The 22,053-nt window shown below is 43.2% G+C and carries 21 protein-coding genes; 5 read left to right on the top strand and 16 right to left on the bottom strand.

The features are described 5' to 3' along the window. Positions 1-104 precede the first annotated feature (104 nt). Both E1160_RS11080 and E1160_RS11075 read left to right on the top strand, forming a co-directional pair. Entirely contained in the window at positions 105-470 is a 366-nt protein-coding gene (locus tag E1160_RS11080) for a response regulator (RefSeq protein ID WP_155155228.1), read from the top strand. A gap of 46 nt (positions 471-516) precedes the next feature. Beyond that, a complete protein-coding gene (locus tag E1160_RS11075; RefSeq protein WP_155155227.1) occupies positions 517-1,956 on the top strand; it encodes a PleD family two-component system response regulator in 1,440 nt (479 codons plus the stop codon). 72 nt (positions 1,957-2,028) lie between these two features. Here the strand turns inward: E1160_RS11075 and E1160_RS11070 are convergent, their stop codons facing one another. The 15 genes from E1160_RS11070 to ruvX all read right to left on the bottom strand — a co-directional run bounded on the left by E1160_RS11070 (position 2,029) and on the right by ruvX (position 19,016). Beyond that, positions 2,029-2,265 (bottom strand): YdcH family protein, encoded by a 237-nt coding sequence (locus E1160_RS11070; protein ID WP_155155226.1) that lies wholly within the window; start codon positions 2,263-2,265, stop codon positions 2,029-2,031. 165 nt (positions 2,266-2,430) lie between these two features. Beyond that, the gene (gene rpmG, locus E1160_RS11065; protein ID WP_155155225.1) at positions 2,431-2,598 is read right to left on the bottom strand and encodes a 50S ribosomal protein L33; all 168 of its coding nucleotides are present in this window, start codon (positions 2,596-2,598) and stop codon (positions 2,431-2,433) included. A gap of 140 nt (positions 2,599-2,738) precedes the next feature. Further along, positions 2,739-3,419, bottom strand: a complete 681-nt coding sequence (locus E1160_RS11060) for an NUDIX hydrolase (protein ID WP_155155224.1) — start codon at positions 3,417-3,419, stop codon at positions 2,739-2,741. A gap of 2 nt (positions 3,420-3,421) precedes the next feature. Beyond that, positions 3,422-4,993, bottom strand: coding sequence for a S41 family peptidase (locus E1160_RS11055; protein WP_155155223.1), 1,572 nt, complete (start codon positions 4,991-4,993; stop codon positions 3,422-3,424). A gap of 79 nt (positions 4,994-5,072) precedes the next feature. After that, positions 5,073-7,457 (bottom strand): ribonuclease R, encoded by a 2,385-nt coding sequence (rnr, locus tag E1160_RS11050; RefSeq protein WP_155155222.1) that lies wholly within the window; start codon positions 7,455-7,457, stop codon positions 5,073-5,075. A 3-nt stretch (positions 7,458-7,460) separates the two neighbouring features. After that, positions 7,461-10,148 (bottom strand): type I DNA topoisomerase, encoded by a 2,688-nt coding sequence (gene topA, locus E1160_RS11045; RefSeq protein ID WP_155155221.1) that lies wholly within the window; start codon positions 10,146-10,148, stop codon positions 7,461-7,463. Positions 10,149-10,278: 130 nt separating this feature from the next. After that, positions 10,279-11,379, bottom strand: coding sequence for a DUF2336 domain-containing protein (locus E1160_RS11040; protein WP_155155220.1), 1,101 nt, complete (start codon positions 11,377-11,379; stop codon positions 10,279-10,281). 223 nt (positions 11,380-11,602) lie between these two features. Continuing rightward, positions 11,603-12,739, bottom strand: coding sequence for a DNA-processing protein DprA (gene dprA, locus E1160_RS11035; RefSeq protein WP_155155219.1), 1,137 nt, complete (start codon positions 12,737-12,739; stop codon positions 11,603-11,605). An 80-nt stretch (positions 12,740-12,819) separates the two neighbouring features. Beyond that, a complete protein-coding gene (plsY, locus tag E1160_RS11030) occupies positions 12,820-13,443 on the bottom strand; it encodes a glycerol-3-phosphate 1-O-acyltransferase PlsY (RefSeq protein ID WP_155155218.1) in 624 nt (207 codons plus the stop codon). Positions 13,444-13,470: 27 nt separating this feature from the next. Further along, positions 13,471-14,778: a dihydroorotase gene (gene pyrC / locus E1160_RS11025; RefSeq protein WP_155155217.1), complete on the bottom strand. Its 1,308-nt coding sequence runs from the start codon at positions 14,776-14,778 to the stop codon at positions 13,471-13,473. 2 nt (positions 14,779-14,780) lie between these two features. Further along, the gene (locus tag E1160_RS11020; protein ID WP_155155216.1) at positions 14,781-15,752 is read right to left on the bottom strand and encodes an aspartate carbamoyltransferase catalytic subunit; all 972 of its coding nucleotides are present in this window, start codon (positions 15,750-15,752) and stop codon (positions 14,781-14,783) included. Positions 15,753-15,818: 66 nt separating this feature from the next. Then, a complete protein-coding gene (locus E1160_RS11015; RefSeq protein ID WP_155155215.1) occupies positions 15,819-16,886 on the bottom strand; it encodes a ferredoxin--NADP reductase in 1,068 nt (355 codons plus the stop codon). Positions 16,887-16,933: 47 nt separating this feature from the next. Next, complete coding sequence (locus E1160_RS11010; RefSeq protein ID WP_155155214.1) at positions 16,934-17,512, bottom strand: TetR/AcrR family transcriptional regulator; 579 nt, start codon at positions 17,510-17,512, stop codon at positions 16,934-16,936. A 76-nt stretch (positions 17,513-17,588) separates the two neighbouring features. Beyond that, positions 17,589-18,524, bottom strand: coding sequence for an AEC family transporter (locus tag E1160_RS11005; protein WP_155155213.1), 936 nt, complete (start codon positions 18,522-18,524; stop codon positions 17,589-17,591). Between the two features lie 21 nt (positions 18,525-18,545). Beyond that, positions 18,546-19,016: a Holliday junction resolvase RuvX gene (gene ruvX / locus E1160_RS11000; protein WP_155155212.1), complete on the bottom strand. Its 471-nt coding sequence runs from the start codon at positions 19,014-19,016 to the stop codon at positions 18,546-18,548. Positions 19,017-19,132: 116 nt separating this feature from the next. Here ruvX and E1160_RS10995 point away from each other — a divergent pair, with 116 nt between their 5' ends. Next, the gene (locus tag E1160_RS10995; protein ID WP_155155211.1) at positions 19,133-19,579 is read left to right on the top strand and encodes a c-type cytochrome; all 447 of its coding nucleotides are present in this window, start codon (positions 19,133-19,135) and stop codon (positions 19,577-19,579) included. Between the two features lie 12 nt (positions 19,580-19,591). Here E1160_RS10995 and E1160_RS10990 read toward each other — a convergent pair whose 3' ends face one another. Further along, positions 19,592-20,029 carry a PAS domain-containing protein gene (locus E1160_RS10990; protein ID WP_155155210.1) on the bottom strand — a complete coding sequence of 146 codons (438 nt, stop codon included), beginning with the start codon at positions 20,027-20,029 and terminating at the stop codon, positions 19,592-19,594. A 229-nt stretch (positions 20,030-20,258) separates the two neighbouring features. On the opposite strand from E1160_RS10990, the gene gatC reads away from it, so the two are divergent. Next, entirely contained in the window at positions 20,259-20,546 is a 288-nt protein-coding gene (gatC, locus tag E1160_RS10985; RefSeq protein ID WP_155155209.1) for an Asp-tRNA(Asn)/Glu-tRNA(Gln) amidotransferase subunit GatC, read from the top strand. 13 nt (positions 20,547-20,559) lie between these two features. Further along, a complete protein-coding gene (gene gatA / locus E1160_RS10980; RefSeq protein WP_155155208.1) occupies positions 20,560-22,038 on the top strand; it encodes an Asp-tRNA(Asn)/Glu-tRNA(Gln) amidotransferase subunit GatA in 1,479 nt (492 codons plus the stop codon). The last annotated feature ends 15 nt before the right edge of the window (positions 22,039-22,053 follow it).

Below are 22,053 nucleotides of genomic sequence, written 5' to 3'. Positions count from 1 at the left end.
CTTTGCGAGGTAGCAATTATATATGGTAAAGCTTCAAAAAGAAGAAGTAAGAAATCCAGATGAGTATTTCTCGTCAATCACGAAAGAATTCGGAGAGGGAAATCATGAGTAAAACAGTCATGATCGTTGAGGATAACGAGCTGAACATGAAACTTTTTCATGATCTGCTAGAGGCACGCGGATACGATATCCTTGAAACTCGTGATGGTATGGAAGCCTTAAAGATGGCTCGTGAAAAGAAACCTGATCTTATCTTAATGGATATTCAGCTTCCGGAAGTTTCTGGGTTAGAAGTGACAAAATGGCTTAAGGAAGATGATGATCTTCGTGAAATTCCCGTGATCGCTGTTACAGCTTTCGCGATGAAGGGGGATGAAGAAAAAATTCGTGAAGGTGGTTGCGAAGCGTATATTGCAAAACCGATTTCTGTAAGTCACTTCCTTGAGACCGTTGAAAAATTCTTGCAATAAGATTTCTTTTAACGAACAGGTAGGGGCGAGTTAAACGGGGTATGGCATGACTGCACGTGTGTTAGTCGTAGACGATTTAAGGCCGAACGTTAAGCTGCTCGAAGCTAAACTGACCAGCGAATATTTTGATGTGATTACTGCTTCTGATGGGCCTTCTGCGCTTGAGGCAGTGGAAACGCATGACCCAGATATTGTTTTACTGGATGTTATGATGCCGGGCATGGACGGGTTTGAGGTCTGTGAAATACTTAAAAATGATCCAGATACCATGCATATTCCGGTCGTGATGGTGACGGCGCTTTCCGATAGTGCGGATCGTGTGCGTGGCCTTGAATGTGGTGCAGATGATTTCCTGACAAAACCTGTGAACGATAAAGCGTTATTTGCGCGTGTGCGATCTTTAGTACGCTTAAAAATGTTAAATGATGAATGGCGTTTACGAGAAGAAACATCAGACCAGCTGGGCGTGTTACGTGACCGTAAACTGGTAAACACGGTTGATGTTAAAAATGCCTCTGTTCTCGTTATTGATGATAGTCAGGTGGAGCGTGTTAAAGTCTTAGAAACACTTTCAAAAGATGACGATAATGTTGTCTCGTCAGGGACGTTAGCCGAAGCAGAAGAAGCCATTAAAGATCAGGTTTTTGAGCTGGTCATTATTAACTTACATATGCGTAATGAAGATTCACTTCGTTTTGCTAGCCATCTTCGTGCACGCGAAGATACAAGAAATATCCCGATCTTAATGATTGCTGAAGAAGATGATACAGAACGGCTTGCTAAAGGACTTGATCTAGGAATTAATGATTATGTTGTAAAGCCTGTTGATAGAAATGAATTATTAGCGCGCTCTAGAACACAGATACGCCGTCAACGCTATCAGGAGCGTTTACGTGACAATTATGAACGCTCGTTAGCAATGGCGCTTACGGATGCGCTGACAGGCTTATATAATCGACGCTATGTAACAGCGCATCTAGGGGGGATGGTTGAGAAACATCTTGCAACCGATAAACCTATGACTTTGGCTGTTTTCGACATCGATTTCTTTAAAGGGGTTAATGATACTTTCGGGCACCAGGCGGGCGATGAAGTTTTGGTGGAATTATCCAATCGCATTGTGAATGGTTTGCGTAATGTAGATATGGTTGCACGTATGGGCGGTGAAGAATTTGTTGTTGTCATGCCTGAAACCGAATTTGAGATTGGTTCTGCTGTTGCAGATCGCTTGAGAAACTCAATTTGTGAGCATCTCTTTAAGATCGCAGAACGTGAAAAAGGTATTCGTGTGAGTATCTCAATGGGGCTGACACAGCTTGAAAAGGATGGTGACGAGCCTGATAAGCTATTCAAACGCGCAGATGCGGCATTATACTTTGCCAAGGCGCAGGGGAGAAACACAGTAGTTGCTGCAGTGCCAACAGGCTTTGATATGGTTGGAAAAGGGGATCCGGCTATTCGCTATGAGAATGCAGATCAGGATTAATTACGCGTGCAAAATTTTGTTAATAAAAAGGCCCTTCATAGGGCCTTTGTTATAATTATTCTTGGTCAGAGCCTAACCATGTAGAAGAGTATTAATCTCGTCCTTTAAAGCCAAACGTTTATGGCGTAAATCCTTCTCAACGCTTTCATCCGCAGCTTCAACACGTGTTTCCAAGCGGTGAATTTCTCTGTTTATGTCGTGATACTCATCGGCAAGTTTTGCGAAATGTGCATTAGATGTCTTTAGATCGTGGATCTTTTCTACATATTCTGGAAATTCATCTGCGAGTTCATGAGGTACATGAGACATGTTTATAGCCCTATAAAATTTGTTGTTGATTGGGTGATAATATCCAGTCTCTGATGATGAAACATTGACTTTGATCAAATTACTAAGGGCAATACTGTTTTATTTTATCAGGCAATAAAAAAGGCCACCCGAAGGTAGCCTCTTTTAAAATCTATAAAGAAGAAATTACTTCATTTTAGATTCACGGAAGATAACGTGCTTACGAACGCGTGGGTCGTATTTACGCATTTCCAATTTTTCTGTGATGTTGCGAGGATTTTTCTTTGTTACGTAGAAAAAGCCTGTATCCGCTGTGCTCACCAACTTAACTTGTAATGTAGCAGGTTTTGCCATGATCGTAGTCCCGCAAAAAATGCACCGGAACAAAATTGTACCAAGTGCGGTTAAAATAAATCTGCCGCGAAAATACTGATTACTACGCTGAAGTCAAGCCTAGTTTAGAAGATATATTATAGAATCTTCAAAAAAAGGGCCTACAGCTTAGGTTCTCTATCAATAATGACACTATAATCATCATAGCTATAGGTCAGTAAAGGAGGGTGATCTGGTATTAGACATGTTTGATAATATCGAAGAGATTCTTTCAATGCGAATTCCGTTACATCTGCAATAGGAAGAGTATTTAGAGCGTTTTTTACATTATACCAATCAATCTCGATCAACTCTCCCTCCGGTTTAAAGGGGCGCGGAATTTCTTTTACGATATGGACGAAGAAACGGGCATTAAAACGGATGGGACTTCCTTCCGGTGTAATTGCTTGGGCAACACAAGGTAAGGGTAAATCAAGGGCACCGAAGTTATTACTCTTGCAGGCAATTAAATAGGGATGCTCGACATTTTTATTTATTGGGACGTTACCTATAGGAAGATAGCCTGTTTCTTCTATACATTCTCGGCATGCAGCCATGCAATGGGCGAGATAATCTTGACCTGACAGGTTATCACGTATCCCCTGTAAATCTGTAAGATCTATCCCTAGAAGTTTTGCAGTTTCTATGTCTTCTTTGTCAACACGACCTCCGGGAAAGACAGCATATCCGGGCATGAAGCGCAGATCATGACGTCTTTTTCCTAATAAGACTTCGGGGTTTTCTGGCGAGCCTCTCAGCAAAATCAAACTAGCGGCAGGTTTTGGGATAACAGCTTGGCGCATGGCTAACCATTAGGGCTGATGTAAGAAATTGCCAAAGCATCTTCATAAAGGTCAGGATTAGATAAAAGTGTTTTAGCAGCTTCAATATCTGGGTCTGCTTCACCTCTATTTGTACCATCCCATAAACAGGAATTTCTAAAGCGATCCAGATCACCATCAAGATCAAATTGCATTCGTTTAAAGTTTATGAAATCTAAGCGAGATTGATCGGGATGTGCACGCAAAGTTTTTAAAACAGCCGCAATACCGTTTTCTTGGTCAACGGTGCATATATTGGGTAAAACACCGTAATCTTGAAGATGATAGTTATTAGGAGCAAGATAACGCGCCCAAGTAAGCTGTAACTCGCCATTATTAGATAGGGGTACGACATTTTGTACGGTGCCTTTTCCGTAACTTATTGCGCCAACAATCACAGCTCTCTTTTGATCTTGAAGGCCTGCTGCTAGAATTTCTGCAGCGCTGGCTGTTGCTCCATCCACTAAAATAATTAAGGGTATATCTCCCAAAATATTCCCCGGTTCAGCTTCAAATTTTTGGAAGCTAAGTGGATTTCTGCCACGGGTCTGGCTCATAATACCATGATCCAATAATAGATCAGCTGCATCGATAGCTTCTTGTAGAAGTCCGCCGGGATTCCCTCTTAAATCTAATATGATACCTTTTAATTGATCTCCGGAATAATCTTTGGCTCTGGCGATTGCTTCAGCCATGCGAACTGCTGTGCTATTATTGAAGCTACTAATCCGTATAATCGGGTATAGTAGATTTGCATCGTAAAATACTGTATTTGGTGAAATCTTACTTCTAATTAAATTTATCGAAAAAGATTCAGGTCCCATATCTTCATGGAGAACTTCTAATCGAACCTGACGATTAATTGGACCCCGGATTAAGGTGTAAACTTCATCAATACCAAGACTATTTAAGGTTATACCGTCGACCGAGATTAGGCGATCTCCCACTTGCAGGCGTGAATTTGCCGCAGGGCTACCTTCCTCGATTGTCGCTATATGAGTTGTGGCTGATCTTTTCTCAATCGTAATTCCAACGCCACCAAACCCATCTCGATTTTGCTGGATTGCAAGGGCTTCTTGAGGTGAGGCATAGCGAGTGAAACGATCTAGTTCCCGTATCATCGCTGTCATATAAATCGTCAATTGATGATCTGGCGATTTATTTTGCAACAGAATGGAGGTTTTTTGTGCTACACGAATGATATCATAGCCCGCTTTTGCCCAGGACGCAGGATATTTTAGATCAATCTGATTAAAGTGAACTTTGTGAATATCTTCGTCAGAAGAATAAAGTGTTAGTTTATTCTCTGTAAATGTTACTGATAAATCAGGGTCGGGTGCGATAACAGCGCGTATACCATTCAACGAGAGTTCTTTGAGACTTACATCTTCCACATAGTAGTCATTGAGACCTTCAAGCCCTTCCAACAAAACTTGCTGATCCAGTTCAGTCCATAACGCATCTTCTGATGGTTTGCTTGCACAACTATTAAGAAACATAAGAGACAGAAAGGCAAACGCATGTGGCCAATAATTATTTAGGCTTTTAGTAAGCACAGGAATTCCTTGAAAGATTCGAAGATGATGAATCTTATCTCAGCTTTACAGATTGGTCTATTGAGAAATCAAGAAAAGCTTAACGTCTTTTGCCACGTGTTTTTTTGCTTTTTTTAGCAAATGGACTTTTTGCTTTCTCTGAGCGTTCGCTACGATCTTTTTTAAATGATGATTGATCTTTGTTACGGCTAAAGCGTTTTTTACCACCACGTCCGCTAGAACCAGATTTACCACCAACACTTCGCTGTAGTTTCTTATCTACCTTGCCACCATCAACAATAGCAAAAGTCATGCTGCCTGTAATGGCATCAGCTTCACGTAACGATATGGTGACAGGCTCCCCCAAACGATAGGTCATCCCTGTCTGGCGACCAACCAAAGCGTGATGCACTTCATCATGAATAAAATAATCATTTGGTAAAGTTGCGATTGGAATCAAACCATCCGCACCTGTTTCATCCAAGGTGATGAATAGTCCAAAGCGGGTGACACCATTCACACGGCCTTTAAATTCTGCACCGACATGCTCTGAAAGATAAGCTGTGACATATCGGTCTTTACATTCGCGTTCCGCAACTGATGCACGACGTTCAGTTTGAGAGATATGTTCACCCAAATCTTCAAATTCATCAGCCTGTTCTGCTTCTAAGCCATCATCACCAAGCTTGTAGGCTTTGATCAAGGCACGGTGTACCAACAAATCTGCATAACGTCGAATAGGTGAGGTGAAATGACAATACCGACGTAAGGCCAAGCCAAAATGTCCAAGATTTTCAGGTGCGTAAACCGCTTGTGCTTGCGAGCGCAAAATAATGTCAGACATCATCTGTGCTTGTTCAGTGCCTTCAACTTTTTTGAGAATACCTGTAAATTGACGTGGCGTGATAACGCCGCCCTTAGTCATATTATGGCCCATACCTTCAAGGCTTTCACGCAGGGCTTCCATCTTTTCCAGACTAGGCTCATCGTGGACACGATACATGATCGCACGCGCATTTTTCGCTTCTAAAGCTTCGGCGGCAGCGACATTGGCAGTGATCATAAATTCTTCGATAAGTTTATGACTGTCCAAGCGGTCGCGAGGTAGGATTTTGGTAACTTCTCCTGCATCATTTACAAAGATCCGACGCTCTGGGATTTCCAATTCTAATGTACCACGTGATTGACGCGCTTCATCCAATGCCTGATAGGCCGCATAAAGCGGTTTAATGACCGTTTCCATAATTGGTTCAGTGGTTTCGTCAAGGCGACCTTCAATTGCATCTTGAGCCTGCTCATAAGTCAAGCGGGCAGCTGATCGCATTAATCCCCGAATGAATTTATGGCGTATCAATTTACCATGACGGTCAATATACATATGTACAGCCATACAAGCGCGATCTTCATGAGGGCGCAAAGAACATAAACCGTTACTTAATTGTTCTGGCAACATAGGGACAACACGATCAGGGAAGTAAACGGAATTTCCTCGATCCTGTGCGGATTTATCCAATGGACCATCTGTTTTGATATAGTTGGACACATCCGCAATCGCGACAAGAAGATGCCAACCTCCGGGGTTATCCGGGTTCGTATCAGGTTCTGCAAAGACCGCGTCATCGAAGTCGCGTGCGTCATCCCCATCAATCGTAACCAAAGGAATATCACGTAAATCTGTCCGTTTACCTAATGTTGGTTCCGGCAATGCATCTGCTTCTTTTAGGACTTCATCGCTAAATTCCATTGGAATGCCATGGGCATGTATAGAAATCAGACTGAAGGCTTTCGCATCCGTGAAACTACCAATAACTTCGGTGATTTTACCTTGTTGTGCCCCATAAACCCGCTGTCCACCCATGGGTTGTACCAAAGCAAGTTGTCCTGCTTTTGCGCCATTGAGATCATTCTCAGCAATAAAATAATCAAGCTTGCTACGACGATCAGTTGGATGAAGAATACAACCACCTTTTGTAGCCTCAAGTAGTCCTAGCACCTTTTCTTTTGCAGGATGAAGTGTTCGAATTATCTCTGCTTCGTAAGACTTGTCACCAATACGTTTTAAACGGGCAAGAGCACGATCCCCAATTTTAGGGGCAGGGGCATTTCGATTGCTATGTGGCTTCATAAAGATGCGCACATTCTCATCTAGATCACCATGTTGTTTGGTTGAAACTGGCTTGGCAAAAGCATCCCCATCCGGGTCAACTTCATGAACCTCAATGACCAATACATCAGGCAACGCCCCTTTTGGTGCCATCTTACGACGATGCCCTTTATCAATAGACCCTTCCGAAGCCAGTTCTTTTAAAAGCCCACGTAATTCCGTACGCTGGTCACCCCGTAAATGGAAAGCCCGGGCCAGCTCTCGCTTGCCGACGGGCTTTTCACTATTGTTGATGAAATCCAAAATTTCCTGTTTGCTAGGAAGAGGGGCAGGGGCTTTGGATTTAGCCGACCTTTTTACAATTTTTGGAGGTTTGGCCAAACTTTAGCTCGCTTTCTTTGCTGCAGCCTTTTTTGCAGCGGATTTCTTTGCAGCTGATTTTTTAGAAGCTTTTTTCGCAGAAGCCTTCTTAGAAGTAGCTTTCTTTGATTTTGCTTTCTTCGCAGAGGCTTTTTTTGAGGCGCCTTTTTTACTTGGGCCTTTGGCAAGCTTTGCTGCAATCAGTTCTAGTGCCTGTTCCAAAGTAACTTCTTCCGGGTCAAGACCGCTGGATTTACTGATAGAGGCATATGTACGTCCGTGTTGCACGTAGGGGCCGAAACGGCCTACACCCTGATGAATAGCTTTACCGTCTTCTGGATGAACACCGAGTTCACGCTTGGCATTTGCTTTACCTTTATCGCCTGCTTGTGCAATCACTTCAACCGCACGGTTCATACCGATGGTTAAAATATCATCTTCTTTAGGAAGGCTTACGAAAGCTGTGCCATGTTTCAGATAAGGGCCATAGCGCCCTACACCAGCTTGGACCAAAGCGCCTGAATCAGGGTGAGTGCCCAAATCACGAGGCAAGCTTAACAAACGTAGCGCTAAATCCAGATCCATTCCGGATGGTTTCATGGTTTTCAACAAAGATGCGCGTTTAGGTTTGTCGCCTTTTTTCTCAGCTTCACCCAATTGAACATAAACACCATAGGGGCCTTGTTTAAGCGAAACAATTTGCCCACTTTCAGGATCAACACCAAGTTCTTTTGGTAGTTCAACAACTTCACCTTCTTCACCATCGTCATTGGATGCCATGGAGAGGTTCTTGTTATATTTACATTCCGGATAGTTTGAGCAGGATAAATATGGACCATATTTACCAATATTCAGTCCCATACGGCCTGTACCGCAAGAGGGACATTTACGTGCTGCTTCGGTTGAACCGTCTTCATCTTGTTTAAAGAAGTGAACAGCAAGCTCTTTATCCATTGCTTCACGTACTTCAGCATAAGTTAAAGCAAGTGCTGTTTCTGTTTGACCATGAAATGGTCCCCAGAATTCACGAAGGACTGCTTTCCAGTCTTTTTGGCCATCAGAGATGTCATCCAGTTTTTCTTCAAGCGACGCTGTGAAGCCGTAATCAACATAGCGCTCAAAGAAAGCTGTTAAGAAGCTCGTAACCAAACGACCGCGTTCTTGTGGTTGGAAACGGCGTTTATCCAATGTCACATAATCACGGTCCTGCAAAAGTTTCAGGATGGATGCGTATGTGGATGGACGACCAATACCTAATTCTTCTAGCTTTTTAACCAAACTCGCCTCAGTAAAGCGCGGCGGAGGTTGGGTGAAATGTTGCTCAGCTGACGCATCATTTAGCGGAGTCGTATCACCTTTTTCCATCGGTGGAAGGCGTCTGCTATTTTCATCATCATCCGATGGGTCGTCATCTTTACTTTCGGTGTAAAGTGTTAAGAAGCCATCAAATTTCAGTACAGAACCTGTTGCACGCAAAGTAACACGACCATCGCTTGATGGAATTACCACTTTCATTTGGTCGAAAACAGCACTTTCCATCTGTGACGCCATGGTGCGTTTCCAGATGAGCTCGTAAAGGCGTAACTGATCGTTATCCAGATAAGCTGCCATTTGCTTTGGATGACGGGACAGGTCTGTTGGGCGCACGGCTTCATGGGCCTCTTGCGCATTTTTGGCTTTTGTTTTGTAGATACGTGGTGAGTTTGGTAAGTAATTTTCACCAAATTCTTTTTGAATCAAATTGCGAGAGGAATTAATCGCTTCCATGCTTAATGTAGTACTATCTGTACGCATGTAGGTGATTAAACCTACTGTTTCGCCGCCAATGTCGGTACCTTCGTAAAGGCGCTGAGCCAATGTCATTGTCTTGGTCGCACCAAAGCCTAATTTCCGACTTGCTTCTTGTTGCAAAGTGGAAGTCGTAAATGGAGCATAAGGATTACGACGAACTGTTTTGTTCTCAGTCTCTGAAATCGTATATTGGCCTGCTTTTACAGCGTTTAAGGCTGTTTCAGCAATTCCTTGATTGCCAAGTGAAAGCTTATCCAGTTTTTCGCCGTCAAAATGTGTAAGACGTGCTTCAAAGGCTTGGCCATTAGGCGCGCTTAATTTTGCTGCGACACTCCAATATTCATCAGGGCGAAACGCTTCTATTTCTGCTTCGCGATCACAAATAAGCCGCAAGGCAACAGATTGAACGCGGCCCGCTGAACGTGATCCCGGAAGTTTACGCCACAATACAGGTGAAATAGAGAAACCTACCAAGTAATCCAAAGCCCGACGTGCCATATAGGCATCGATTAGATCTTGATCCAGCTCACGTGCCTGATCAATCGCAGTGACAATTGCGTTTTTGGTAATTTCATTAAAGACTACACGGCTGACATTTAAATCTTTTAAAACTTTGCGACGCGCTAATTCTTCTTGTAAATGCCATGAAATTGCCTCCCCTTCGCGGTCGGGGTCAGTCGCGAGCATAAGGTTTTTCGCTGACTTACAGGCTTTTGCAATATCATCCAAGCGCTTTTTAGAGCTACTATCGACTTGCCATTGCATCGCAAAGTCATTGTCAGGGTCAACGGAACCATCTTTGGAAGGCAGATCACGGACGTGACCGAATGAGGCCAGAACTGTGAAGTCTGAACCTAAATATTTATTGATGGTTTTTGCTTTCGCCGGTGATTCTACAATCAGTACATTTTCCGCAGCCATGCGCCAGATCAAGCCTTTCAATAGGTAGGTATTGTTTTTCTAATATGTGATTCTCTCAATATGAGGAAGAAGCTACATCTTTGCGCGATGTAGCATGTCTTGAGGCAGTTTTGCAATGCGGCAATGAAAATTAGTGTAAAGTTTTCCCAATTGAGCCAGAAGATTGGCGCCAATTTTCCAGATAAGTATCTGCTTTGCTTGGGCTGACCTTGTTGAAATAAGATACAGCTTTTTGAACCAGTTGACGGTCTTCGTAATCCTCATATTTCTCAGCAAGGAACCGTTTTAACAAATCACGGAACTGATTCTCAGAAAATCCAATTGCGCGTGCGGCAATGGCAACTGTATTGACCTGAGCCACATCAAATACCATTTCGGTAACGGCAATTGTGAGGCCTGTTGAATAAGCGAACTCAGAAATAAAATCTTGCTGTCCCTGTGTCATCAAGACTTGATATAGTCGATCGGAGATAGATTGAGTAATCGCCCCGAATAACTTGTCTTTTGGCGGTTGCGACACAGGGGAAGCGTCCACTTCTTCCCCCTCTTGCTGGGCATTTGCAACAGCATCATAAATTGCTGCATTAGCCAGTTCTTCGTCAATTTTGTAATTGCGAAGAATATATTGGCGAGTTGCTTCGCCAACCCAAACAAACATGCGTTGCGCAATGCTGTTTGGAATATCTTTGCGACTTAATAGCTTGGTTTGTAATTGCACATTATCCAAAGAACGTTCAACGAGTATATCCATATTCTCATCTGTAATTTGGGCCCCCGGATTTTCTAATAGCTTTCCGGAAACCATATCATCATTAATTTGGATTAATGCATTCGTAATCAACGTAGACAGGTTGGGTCTTTCTGCAACAGCCATATGATGGCCACGTTGTTTGCGGTCAATTAAATCAACAAGAAATTCGTCGGTTAATTGTTGAGAATGAACCAGAATAGGATAGGCGACATGGATTGTATCATTGGCAAGAAATTCAAGCATATCACTTGGTACGTCATCACGATGGGCAAGATAATCAGCCACATAGCGGCGCACTTCCATTTCGACTTCGCCGATTAATTCACGCAAAATTTCAAAGGTAAGGTGGGTTTCTTCAGGGGTCAGATTCGTATCAGGCTGAAGACACATTTTGGTAATAGAGGCAGCTAAACCACCTTTACCGTCTAATGTGCGTTGCTGTGCAAGTTGCAGCAGTTTTTCGAAAGATACGTCCGACATGCGTCCCTTATCCTAAATAAGCGTTAAGTAACCTTAATCTTTATATTATATAAGGGCGCGTGAAACAGTGACGTACATCACACCTATCACACATTAGTGAATTCTTGATTAGAATTTTATTCAGAATCAAGTAAATAGCCCCATAAGTTTTGATAATGAATCAAAAAACTGATTCGAGATCAAGTTAAAAGTTAAAAAAAGATTAATTAGTCACGCAATTAATTTAAAATGGAATCGCATTGCTTGTTTTGGCTATTTTGTTACCCGAATGGCGATATAACTGACCTATAATTTCCAATTCCATAATCAGGCATATGATATCAGAAGCGGGAGCGTCCAGATCACGAATAAGATCATCTATTGAAACTGGTTCCGCGCTTAATGCATCGAGAAGTTTATCGCGCCATTTATTCAAATCACAATCTGGTACCTGATCAAGTGGGATTTCGAATGCGCCATGATTTGCAGATTCTGATAGGTTTAGTTTTTGAGTCTGTAAGATATCTAGAATATCGTCTGGCGTTTCAGTAATGGTCGCTCCATGACGGATTAAATCATTACAACCACGTGATCGTGCATCCATAGGGGAGCCTGGAACAGCAAATACTTCTCTACCTTGTTCGTTGGCGAACCGTGCGGTGATAAGTGAGCCTGATTTTAATGCTGCTTCCAGCACAAGAACGCCTTCAGATAATCCAGATATAATCCGATTACGATTAGGAAAGTGTCGGGCTTGTGGCTTTGATCCTAGTGGCATTTCTGAAATCAATAATCCTTCGGATTTTAAGCGCGCGTATAAATCCGAGTTTTCTTTCGGATAAATGATATCAATACCACCTGCTGAAACGGCGATTGAACCTGATTTGATGCTACCTTCATGTGCTGCGGTATCGATACCGCGTGCCATGCCGGAAGCGATAGTCAATCCTTCTGCCCCTAATACCTCGGCAAAACGATGGGCAAGTTTTTTACCATTTAAGGAAGCGTTGCGTCCACCGACAATTCCGATGATACGTTCATTTAGAAGATGAGGTTGTCCCATCACTGATAGAACTGGAGGGGCCGTTTCAGCATGAGATAGGGAAAAGGAATATTCAGCACTGTCCAGAAAAACAAACTGTCCGCCTAATTTGTCCAATTGATACCATTCTTTTTCTGCGGCAGATAAAGGGAAAAGTTTAAATGGTTTCTTTCTTCCGCCTTGTTTGGCGATATCTGGAATAGCTCTCAGAGCTTCCTTAGCTGTTCCATAGCGTGCGATCAGATGGCGGAAAGTAATAGGACCGATATTTTCACTTCGAATGAGACGTAAGCGACTCAGTTTTTCTTCATGACTTAAATTTGTAGTTATGTTGTTCATATTGTCCCCCTCAAACTATCTACATAGGTAATGAAGGGGAAAGAGCTGTTTTCTATCTCTATGACCAAGGACGTCTTAGATTAGCTCTCTTTCTTTTTGGATTTTCCAATTTTTGGTTCTTCACCTTTTAGGATACGTGCAATATTTTGATGATGTCTGATCCAGGCTAATACTGCCAATATTGCAGCGCCAACAGCGACTTCAGGTTTTTGAAAATACCATGCATATATAGGTGCAAGAGCCAACCCCACTAAAGCTGAAAGGGAGGAAATACGAAACACTACTGCCATGATTAACCAAGTGACAGCTGCCCCTAAGCCGACAGGCCAAGATATTGCAGCGAGAGTACCAAGGGTCGTTGCGACCCCTTTACCGCCTTTGAATTTTAACCAGATAGGAAAGTTATGACCAACAACGGCAGCTATACCTGCAAGCAATCCAGCCATCGGGCCAAAAAAATAGGTAAATAGTAATGCCGCGATAGCACCTTTGCCGCTGTCTAACAGTAAGGTTGCCAATGCCAAAGGCTTGTTACCAGTGCGCAACACATTAGTTGCGCCGATATTTCCGGAACCTATCTTTCGGATATCTCCATAACCACCGATAAACGCCAATACTAAACCAAATGGAATAGATCCTAAAAGATACCCCCCAAGCATGGCTTGCCAGTCCTGACTCCAATCAATTGAGAGTGTAAAATCCATAGGGAGTATCCTTTATTATTTTTGTTATTAAGCCGAAAAGCCTTTGTCTTTATATAAAACACGACCATCCACAATCGTGGCTTTGACTTTGCCTTGTACAGGACGTTTATCAAAGGGGGTGTTTTTAGACTTACTTTTAAAGTCGCTTTCACTAATTTGCCATGGTAGATCAGGATCAAAGATCACCAGATCTGCCGCACCGCCAATTTTCAACTTACCGCCAGATAGTTTAAGTAAATCAGCTGGTTTACTCGTTAAGCAACCGATTACGTCTAACAAAGATAAATGCCCATTGTGATATAGTTCTAGGGAAATGGTCAGTAACGTTTCTAGGCCAACAATTCCAAAAGCAGCCTGATTAAAAGGCAAGCGTTTTGATTCAGCATCGTGGGGGGCGTGATCGCTATTGATCACATCAATTGTGCCATCAGCCAGAGCTTCTACGACAGCGCGACGATCCATTTCATCACGTAGAGGCGGGGAAACTTTTGCAAAGGTACGATAATCACCAACTGCTGTTTCATTGAGGGCGAAATAATGCGGTGCTGTGCCGCACGTCACAGGCAAACCTTGGCGCTTCGCCCTGCGAATAACATCAATAGATTCACGTGTTGTAATAATGGCTGCGTGATAGCGCGCACCAGTCATCTCAACAAGGCGTAAATCCCGTTCAACCATCATGACTTCTGAAAGGCGCGGGATGGCAGGTAGGCCTAAACGGCTTGCTAATTCACCGCCATTCATTGCGCCGCTGGATGCAAGGCTGGGCTCTTCCGCATGTTGTACCAATAACAAATCAAAGGCGGTAGAATAACTTAAGGCCCGGCGCATGACACCAGCATTGGCAACTGCTTTGGTCGCATCTGTAAATGCAACAGCACCGGCCTCGCTTAACATACCGAATTCTGTAAGTTCTTTTCCTTCCAGATTTCGGGTAATCGCACCATAAGAATGGATTTTTGTGCGCTTCAATTGACGTGCGCGACGTGCTACGTAACGCACGCCTGCCTCATCATCAATTACTGGATTTGTTTTTGGAAGGGTTACCATTGTTGTGACGCCACCCGCGCTTGCCGCATCAGTCGCTGTTTCATAGGTGCCTTTATGTTCATCGCCTGGTTCACGGATTTGAACACGCATATCAACAAGTCCGGGTGCGAGACAAAGGCCTTTACAGTCTACAACCTTATCAACGGAAGGCGCGCCACTTTTAAATAAGTTTGGGCCAAAGTCGGCTATAACACCATCTTCAACCAATACAGCCCCTGTGGCGTCAAGGCCGGATGCAGGGTCAAGTAAGCGGGCATTCATATAAGCAATACGGGAGTGTGCCATGGTTATGCCCCTTTCTCTTCATCTTTAATTTGGATCGGACGCGTAAGCAGATCAAGGCAGGCCATACGTACCGCGACACCCATTTCTACTTGATCCAAAATAGCAGATCGATCTACATGATCCGCGATATCAGCATCAATCTCTACCCCACGGTTCATCGGGCCGGGATGCATTACTAAAGCGTCAGGTTTCGCATAAGATAGTTTTTCCTGATCCAGCCCAAAGAAGCGAAAATATTCACGTGTTGAGGGGACATAGGACCCTTGCATACGTTCAAGTTGAAGACGTAACATCATCACGATGTCGCAATCTTTCAAGCCTTCGCGCATATCTGTATAAACTTCGACACCCAATCTGTCAGAAGCCCCTGGTAACAGAGTTGGCGGAGCAACAATACGTACACGCGCACCCATTGTATGAAGGAGATGGATGTTGGATCGTGCGACGCGGCTATGGGCAATATCGCCACAAATTGCAACGGTCAGATTATTTAAGCGTCCAACGCGACGACGGATGGTTAAGGCATCTAAAAGCGCTTGTGTAGGATGTTCATGTTGTCCATCGCCTGCGTTGATAACAGCGCATTTTACTTTTTCAGAAAGAAGTTTGACTGAACCAGACTCACCGTTTCTGACAACCAGAACATCTGGATGCATGGCATTGAGTGTCATGGCTGTATCGATAAGGGTTTCGCCCTTTTTGATGGAGCTACTGCTTGCCATCATATTAATCACATCGGCACCAAGGCGTTTCCCTGCCAATTCGAAGGAGGTACTGGTCCGTGTAGAATTTTCGAAGAAAAGATTAATCACATTCAAGCCATTCATGCGTGTCAGCTTTGGCTTACGTTGGCGATTTCTCTCTGCATAATGATCTGCGAGATCAAGAATCTGTGTGATGTCTTGAGGCGAAAGTCCCTCTATGCCCAGAAGATGGGGGTGGGGAAATAATGTGCTGTCATGGATATCAGTCATTAAAAGTGCACCCTATAAATATTATAGGATTTTGCAAGGAAAATGACTCATCAAAATGATAGTTTTTTAATCTTCGAATTCGATTTCCAAAGTCTCGGATGTTGCTCTGGCCTGACAAGTCAAGATCGTGCCGTAATTAATTTCATTGGGAGTTAAAGCTTCTGGGTTTTCCATTGTGACAGTGCCTTGTTTTAATTGGGCTTTGCAGCTGCCGCATAGGCCAGACTGACAAGAGTAAGGCGGGTCCATCTGTGCATCTTGCATGGCTTCCAATATAGATTGACCTTCTGGCACGTTTAGATACTCAACACGTCCATAGAGATTTACCTCTATTCGGCTATCCATCATTATATCGGAGTCTTGGTTGTTTCCTGATTTAGCGGTGAAGCTTTCGAAATGGATTCGGGTTTCTACTATGTTGAGATCTTTTAATGCATCTGTGACATCTTCGTTCATGCTATCCGGACCACAGATGTAATATTCTGTATCTTGAGCGTTGGAAGGGTTTTCAGCAATGAAATCCTGAACAGCTATTGTGTTTATACGTCCCAAACGCCAAGCTTTAAAATCAGATGTTTGGTTTGGTTCAGAGAGGATATGCTTGATAACAAAACGTCCTTCATACTCTTCTTTTAACTCTTCTAAGGCATCATGAAAGATAATCTGATTTTCGTTTTTATTTCCATATAGCAAAAAGCATTGAGAGTTAGGTTCTTTAACAATAATGGTTTTAATCATGGAAAAGAGAGGGGTAATGCCTGATCCAGCCCCGAAAAAATAATGACTTCTGTGGGCATTTGCATCTGGTTCCACAAAGAAATTTCCATTAGGTGGCATTATCCAAACTTCATCAGCTTCATTCAGTTTATCATTTATGTAATTGGAAGCGACGCCGTCTTTTATGCGTTTGACCGTTATCGCGAGACTTTCACCAAGCACATGTGAGGAAGAGATCGTATAACTGCGGCGAATGTCTTGTCCTTGCGGATCAAGTTGCACATTCACATGTTGGCCTGATTTCCAGTTAAACAAACTCGCATATTGGGGATGAATATCAAAGATGATAGTTTTAGCATCCTTTTCAAGTTCAGATCGTATTTCTTTCACTTTGGATTTAAGGAAGCCAATATTCATCTTTAATTTCTCGCAATTTGTTTAATTCGTCTAATAAAGGGGATGTATTACAATAATTCAAGAAGTAGATTAGCTGCTCTTATATTACCTTCATTCCATCTTTGAGGAGGATGCAGTGGATTATAAGCGTCTTTGTTGAAATAAATAGCAATCACACCTTGTGTGACCGCAAAAATACGATCTGCATCCTCACATGACGATGTTCGTTGTAAAAACATCTCTATACAATTTATGAAATTTGTTAAACTACTTAACAAAAGAGGCTTTAGTTCTACATCTTGTTCGGAACGAGCAACCAATGCCTGATAAACGAGTACCAAATCCATATTAGATATAACACCAGAAGCAAACAGGATATCTAATAGCTGTTCTTTCTTGTGAGTTGTCTGTAAAGCTTGACCCATTAACTCAGTTTGTCCTTGAAACTGATCAATGACATGTACAGCCAAGGCTTTTAGCATGTCATCTTTATTGCCTAAGTAATGGCGTAAAATTGTGCGCTTTACACCTGCCTGTTCGGCAATACGTTCTTGAGTCGCACCTTCTAATCCAAAACGGGCTGCACAAATTACATAGGCATCAAGAATTTCTTCACTGCGTTGATCTTTTAAGCTTGGGCGCGCCATACGTAAACTTCCATATATTATCAATTTTGACAATATATGCCTGCAATCAATTAATTTTCAATAAAGAAAAGAGAACTTACAAATAAAGATATTGAGCCAGTAAAATCACAAATGGCATTAACGCCATGGAAACCAAGGTATGGATTGTGATCAACCCAGCAATTAAGGGTACATCACCGCCAAGTTGTTTGGCTAATGCGTATCCCGATGCAGCTGTTGGCAGACAGGCAAATAGGAAAGCTGTAAAGGCTGGTAATCCGGTGATACCCCATAGATATAAACCCAATGCTGTGACGGCAGGCAGAATAAAGAATTTACCTATGCAAGATAAGATGATTGGCAAACTGGCGGTTCTAAGGGCACGAAGTTGTAGGCCAGCACCAACACTCAATAACCCCATCGCAAGCGTTGCACTGGACATGGATTCCAAAGTGTCAGTGATAACTGGAATGGGGCCTAAACCTGTTAAATTCCAAGCAACACCCGCGGCAATCGCACGCAATAATGGATTACGATAGAGTTCCTTTATGATGCGTTTAAAGAGGTGGGTCTCGGGGTCGCCATGTAATGTGGTTAAGGTGCTGACGCATAACACATTTACAAAAGGTACCATCACGGCGGTAGCAAGGGCGCCAAGGAATTGAGCTTCCGGGCCTTCTATCGCAACTAAAATCGCAAAGCCGATATAGGTATTATATCTGATTGCCCCTTGATAAATGGAGCCCATGGATTCTTTGCTATATTTCTTCTTGAAAAGCGGAATCATCAGCCAGATGAAAACACCACTTAGAAATATACCTGCTTCTAAACTTGTTAAATAAGGCCAGAAAATATCACCGCCCAAAGGGGCAATGGAAGTTTTGGTAAATAAAAGCGCAGGGAAAAGAACCCAATAAACGATCTTATCAAGGCCAGCCCAAACTTCCGGCCCAATGAACCCTGACTTACGTAACCCGAAACCTACCATTAAAAGTAGGAAGACCGGGGCAATTGTCAGGGTAATCGAAAACATAGATTTATCTGTTTGTTATTGCTACATAGTCTCAATAATGAAATCGAGCGCCCCTTGTAGGATATAGGAGGCGGCGGCTTTATCAACGACTTCACTACGCCGTTTTCGGTTCATGTCGGCTTGTTCAATCAACACACGCTCAACGGCCGCAGTAGATAAACGTTCATCCCAAAGGGCAATTGGTAAATCCATACCGTTATGCTTTAAGTTCCAGGCAAATTGGCGGGTGGATTGCGCGCGTGGGCCTTGAGTACCGTCCATATTCAATGGCATACCAAAAATCAAACCACCGACATTATGTAATTCAATCTTCTTGGCTAATTCTGCCATATCTTTCGTGAATTTAGTGCGCTTCACTGTCCCAATAGGGGAGGCAATGCGCATCGCCGGATCGGAAATCGCCATACCAATGGTTTTGGAACCCAGATCCAGACCCAATAAAGTCTGTCCCGGTAGCAGGAGGCCTGCAATATCTTTAACTTCTACAAACATACTGATCTTATGCCTTTCGATAGCGTGAAAAGCAACGGGAATATTCTTTTCTATTCCATTCAGAAAAAAGACATTCTATATAAGAAGAAAATTATAAACGTACGAGGATTAGGAATATGCGTGGTCAGCTATTTGTAACAAGTTTTGTTAGTGCCGTTTTTATCGCCGGAGCAGTTTTCGCCCATGAAGGGGCGACGGGTGTTGTGAAAGAGCGTATGGATATGATGAAAAATCTAAAATCCGTTATGAAAACATTAGCTCCAATGGTGAAGGGGCAAAAGGAAATGGATAGTCAGGTTGTGAAAGAACAAGCCAAGGTTATCCAGCAAAATACCGGCGAAGTTTTGCTTTCTAAATTTCCTAAAGATTCTATTCATGGGCCAAGTGAGGCTTTACCTGAAATTTGGCAGGAATGGGATAAGTTTAAAGGCTATAATACCAAACTGTCAGAGCTTGGTATGGCTTTAAATGATGCTGGTGGTGATCCAGATGCTGTCATTGCCACATTCAAGGCGATCGGCGGCACATGCGGTGCTTGTCATAAGCAATTTAAGAAAGACTAGAAGCTGCCCAATTTATTCAAAGACAAGATACAAAAATAGTCGGTTAACGGTTTGGCCATCATCTGATAAGGGAAGGGTAAGGCGTTTATATTTAATATGATCCTTACCCATCCACCCTGCATCTGTTTCGACAATTGATGGCTGCGCCGTCCTTATGGCAATTTCAAAAAGTTCACGGGTTTTTTCTTTGTAGGGTGATACGAATATTTCGTTGAAGTAGCAGCCTGTTTGGTCATAGCCCCATATACTAGAAATATTTCCACCCATCCGAGTGACCTGAAAATCGATCTTTTCCTCTGGGGTCTTAGGGTAGATCACTTTATACATGATTGTATTTGGCCATATACGTGGGAAATCGACGGGGTCAATATCTTGGCGGCTAGGAGCGAGGCGTTCACCTTTTTTGTCCTTCCAATACTTTAGGACACTATCCAGATTTGTGATCTTCATAGGTAATTAATCTTCCCCCAAGTTTTGCAGCTGAGACATCCTTACATATAAAAATATAATAAATGGTTAATTTAGGTGATGATTAACAAAATCAAATTATGGTATTTGCGTTGCGTTCCCCAATAGAGGGTGTTAGTTTCCTCGACGGTTTAAACTTATGTGTCGGGCAATATGGCTTGCACATATCATTTTGCACTTTGTGCCTCATAAGAAAATGGAGATGGAGCGGATGTCGCTCGATAAGAATACAGTCGCGAAAATTGCGAAATTGGCGCGTATTCGCGTGCCTGAAGAAGAATTGGAGCCTTTGGCTGGTGAACTAAACACAATCATCGGCTTTGTTGAACAGCTTGGTGAAGTAGATACAGATGGTGTTGAGCCAATGACATCTGCGATTGAGCATGAAATGTTCCAGCGTGATGACGTTGTTAGTGATGGTGGATACCCTGATCGTGTTTTGGCAAATAGCGAACATGCAAATATGGGCTTCTTCACCGTGCCTAAAGTTGTTGAATAAGGGGATAGGTTAGATGACTAAATTGACAGGCCTGACCATCGCCCAAGCACGCGAAGGTCTAAAGAATAAAGAATTTAGTGCTGTTGAACTTGCGACAGAATATAACGCAGCTGTTGAGGCGGCGCGTCCATTAAATGCTTTTATTACAGAAACACCTGAAAAAGCATTGGAAATGGCAAAGGCATCTGATGATCGTATCGCCAAAGGCGAAGCCGGTATCATGGAAGGTATCCCTTTGGGGATCAAAGACCTTTTTTGTACCGAAGATGTTTTGACAACTGCTGCCAGCCATATTCTTGATGGTTTTAAACCACAATATGAATCCACAGTAACAACAAATTTGTGGAAATCCGGCGCGACCATGTTGGGTAAATTGAACCTTGACCAATTTGCGATGGGTTCTGCGAATATCACCTCTTTCTATGGTGATGTTATTAACCCTTGGAAACGCGAAGGCGATAACACTGATTTGGTGCCTGGTGGTTCTTCTGGTGGATCTTCTGCGGCAGTTGCGGCCCATGCGGTTGCAGCGGCAACAGGTACGGATACAGGTGGTTCCATTCGTCAGCCTGCGGCATTGACAGGTACCGTTGGTATTAAGCCGACATATGGTCGTTGTTCCCGTTGGGGGATTGTGGCCTTCGCAAGTTCACTAGATCAAGCTGGTCCAATGACACGCGATGTACGTGATGCCTCCATCATGTTGGAAGCAATGGCGGGTTATGATCCAAAAGATGCGACTTCTGTAAATGTGCCTGTGCCGAATTACGAAGCCTCCTTGGAGAATGGCGTGAAAGGTCTTCGCATTGGTATTCCAAAAGAATATCGTGTGGACGGCATGCCTGCGGAAATCGAAAAGCTTTGGCAACAAGGTATTGAATGGTTGAAAGCAGCCGGTGCAGAAATCGTTGATGTGTCCTTGCCTCATACAAAATATGCACTACCAGCTTATTATATCGTGGCGCCAGCGGAAGCTTCTTCCAACCTGTCTCGTTACGATGGTGTTCGTTACGGTCTTCGTGTTTGTGATGAAGGCGACAGTCTGGATGATATGTATGAGAAAACCCGCGCGGCAGGCTTTGGTGACGAAGTAAAACGTCGTGTGATGATTGGTGCTTATGTACTTTCTGCGGGTTACTATGATGCCTATTATTTGAAAGCACAAAAAGTACGTACACGTATCGCCGAAGATTTTAACAATGCATGGAAATCTTGCGATGTGTTGTTAACACCTTCCACACCTTCTGCGGCATTTGCAAAAGGTGAGAATAGCGATCCGCTTTCCATGTATCTGAATGACGTATTCACAGTGACAGCAAACTTGGCAGGCTTGCCGGGTATTTCTGTACCTGCTGGTTTGGACAGCAATGGCTTGCCACTTGGTTTGCAATTGGTGGGTAAGCCATTTGATGAGGAAACTGTGTTACGTACAGCCTTCGCGCTGGAACAAGCTGCTGGATTTGAGGCAAAACCTCAATTCATGGCTGGTTAAGAGATTAAAGAGAAG

It is taken from the genome of Curvivirga aplysinae (assembly GCF_009711445.1).
GTDB classification, from domain to species: Bacteria; Pseudomonadota; Alphaproteobacteria; order UBA8366; family Aestuariispiraceae; genus Curvivirga; species Curvivirga aplysinae.
Note: the sequence above shows the minus strand (reverse complement) of the source record. Positions and strands in the feature narration are given on the sequence as shown.